This is a genomic window from Brevundimonas sp. CURTG3B2_SDJG, assembly GCF_057364705.1.
In genome coordinates this window covers 1-2849 of the sequence record NZ_JBNFOJ010000339.1, presented here as the reverse complement: position 1 = coordinate 2849, position 2849 = coordinate 1, and the positions used below count along the sequence as shown (strand labels likewise).

General features: G+C 70.3%; 3 protein-coding genes. All 3 read left to right on the top strand.

What is annotated here, in order from left to right; genetic code table 11:
* Nucleotides 1-302: 302 nt before the first annotated feature.
* On the top strand, nt 303-674 hold the full coding sequence (locus AC2W7C_RS16195) for a response regulator (protein WP_486002319.1): 372 nt from the start codon (nt 303-305) through the stop codon (nt 672-674).
* Between the two features lie 155 nt (nt 675-829).
* The gene (locus AC2W7C_RS16190; protein ID WP_486002318.1) at nt 830-1504 is read left to right on the top strand and encodes a CheR family methyltransferase; all 675 of its coding nucleotides are present in this window, start codon (nt 830-832) and stop codon (nt 1502-1504) included.
* Between the two features lie 171 nt (nt 1505-1675).
* Nucleotides 1676-2849: M28 family peptidase (locus AC2W7C_RS16185; protein ID WP_486002317.1), on the top strand; the 1174-nt coding region annotated here is incomplete at its 3' end.

The window sequence follows — 2849 nt, the reverse complement described above, 5'->3', positions numbered from 1 at the left end:
CCGGGCCGAGGGGGCGCGGGCGCGGCTGAAGCCCGAGGCGGCCTCCGGCCTGGCCGGCGCCCCCGCTGTCCGAAGGCCTGCCCGGCCAGTGGATACAGCCCTACTGGCTGTGGCTGACGGTCCACGACGCCGGCGGAACCCTCTCCGTCGACGTCGAGGACGGGCGCGTGGCGTTGTCCGCCCGCATGCCTAACTGAGGCTTAAGCCGGTTTCCCAAGGACTCGTTAACCGGCTCGCGGTGATTATGGGGCCCGAGAAACACACGCGGGCGTTGTGTTTCTCCTTGTATTCGGGACGACATCTTGACCCCCAGAACCTGTCTGATCGTCGATGACAGCCGGATCATCCGGAAGGTCGCCCGACGCATCGTCGAATCGCTGGGCTTCGAAGTCGATGAAGCCGCCGACGGCTCGGAAGCGCTGGCCTTCTGCGCCGGCGTGATGCCCGAGGTCATCCTGCTGGACTGGTCGATGCCGGTGATGGACGGAATGACCTTCCTGCGGCGGCTGCGGGCGCTGCCCGGCGGCGGCGACCCCAAGGTCCTGTTCTGCACTATCGAGACCCGCGCCGACCGGATCGCCGAGGCCCTGTCGGCCGGCGCCGACGACTACGTCATGAAGCCTTTCGACGGCGAGATCCTGTCGTCGAAATTCGCCGAGGTGGGGGCTGTCTGAACCCATGTCGCCGCCATGACGCCTGAAGACTTCGAACGCCTGCAGTCGCTGATGGCCTCGCGCGCCGGGTATCGGCTGACGCGCGACCGGATGAAGCTGGCCGAGCACCGGCTGGGGCCCGTGGCGCGCGCGAGGGCTTCGAAACGGTGGACGCCATGCTGGCCTCGCTATGGTCCAAGCCGGTGGCGTCCCTGGGCTGGTCGGTGATCGAGGCCCTGTTGAACCCCGAGACCTGGTTCCGACGGGACCGCCCGACCTTCGACACCTTCGGCCGCGAGCTCCTGCCGGCGCTGGCCCGCGCCCGCGAGGGCCAGCCGGTGCGCGTCTGGTCGGCCGGCTGCTCCACCGGCCAAGAGGCCTGGTCGGTGGCCATGACGGCGCTGGAGGCTTCGGCCTCGGTCGAGATCGTCGCCACCGACCTGTCCCAGCGCGCCCTGGAGAAGGCCCGGACGGGCGCCTACACCGGCTTCGAGATCCAGCGAGGCCTGAAGGCCGAGACCATGCTGCGCTGGTTCGAACAGGCCGAGGACGCCTGGATCGCCCGGCCGGAACTCCGCGCCACCGTGCACTTCGCCCGCGCCAACCTGTTGGACGCCCCCGCGGACAACACCCGCTTCGATGTCATCTTCTGCCGCAGCGTGCTGGACGACATGGAGCCGGGCCAGCGCGCCCGCGTGCTGGACAACCTCGAGCGTCGCCTGGTCGACGACGGCTGCCTGTTCCTGGGGCCGGACGAACGGATCGAGGGCGACAGCATCGCCTTCCGCGCCGTGGCGGGCCGCAAGGGCCTGTTCGTCAAGTCGCCGACGAGCCTGCGCCGCGCCGCCTGATCGGCCTCTTCGCGATTCCGCCGGAATGAATTAAGCGAAATCGGTCGAGTTGGGCCGCCTCCGGCTCGGCTCAGATTTCGCTCAGGATACAGGCGTGACCATTTTTTGGATTCAGGTCGTTCCGACCTGAAGCAAAATGGTCTAGCGTCCTCTCCGTCTGGTCGAGGGGGGATGAAGATGCGGCTCGTCTGGCTCATCGGATCGTTGGCGCTGGCGCTGCTGATCGCGATCGCAACTCTGCAGGTCCCAGGCCCCGCGCCGACCGACGCTCCGCCCACGACATTCTCCGCCGGACGCGCGATGGCCGATGTGCGCGCCATCGCCCGTCGACCCCACCCCGTCGGCTCGGCCGACCACACGCGGGTCCAGGCCCTGCTGCTGCGGCGCATGGCCGAGCTAGGTCTGCAGACCTCAGTCCAGACCGGCCCGATCTCCCAGGGGTCGGCCCGCTATCTGCGCGAGATGGGCGGCGACCCGGCGGCGGCGGACTACAGCGCCACGAACCTGATCGGCGTCCTGCCGGGCCGCGATCCGGCCCTGCCGGCGGTGGCCCTGATGGCCCACTATGACACCGTACCCATGTCGGCGGGCGCGGCGGACGACACCGCCGGGGTCGCCGCGATCCTGGAGGCCCGTCCGGGCCATCCGCGCCCGGGGCCGGCCGCGACCCGGACCCTGGTCTCCTGCTGCCGACCGCGAGAGATCGGTCTGGACGGCGCCCGCGTCTTCTGGGGCGGCCACCCCCTGCGCGACCGGATCGGGGCGGTCCTGAACCTCGAGGCCCGTGGCGGCGGGGGCCGCGCCATGATGTTCGAGACGGGTCGGGGCAACAGCCAGACCATCGCCCTGTTCGGCCGTGCGGGCGTGAAGGCCGTCGGCGGCGTGACCTCCAACTCCCTGGCCGTCTTCGTCTACGAACTGATGCCCAACGGCACCGACTTCACCATTCCCAAGGACCGGGGCGTCCAGGGCGTGAACTTCGCCTTCATCGGCCGGCCCGAACAGTATCACGCCCCGGTCTCCACCCCCGAGCGGCTGGATCAGGGCAGCCTGCAACACATCGGAGCCCAGGCGCTGGAGACCGCCGACGCCCTGCTGCGCGCCGAAGCTCTGCCCGCCAGGACGAGCAACACCGTCTATTCCGACCTGTTCGGCCGGGTGGTGGTGATGCACGCCCCCGATATCGGCTGGCTGCTCTGGATCGTCGCCGCCCTCCTCCTCGCCGGCGCCGCCTGGCGCGCGCGGTCGCGCGCGGGCCTGACCTTCGCCGATGTCGGCCGAGGGGTGGTGGACGGGCTGTGGTTCCTGTCCAGCAGCCTGGTCGTCGCCCCAGGCCGTGCGGCTG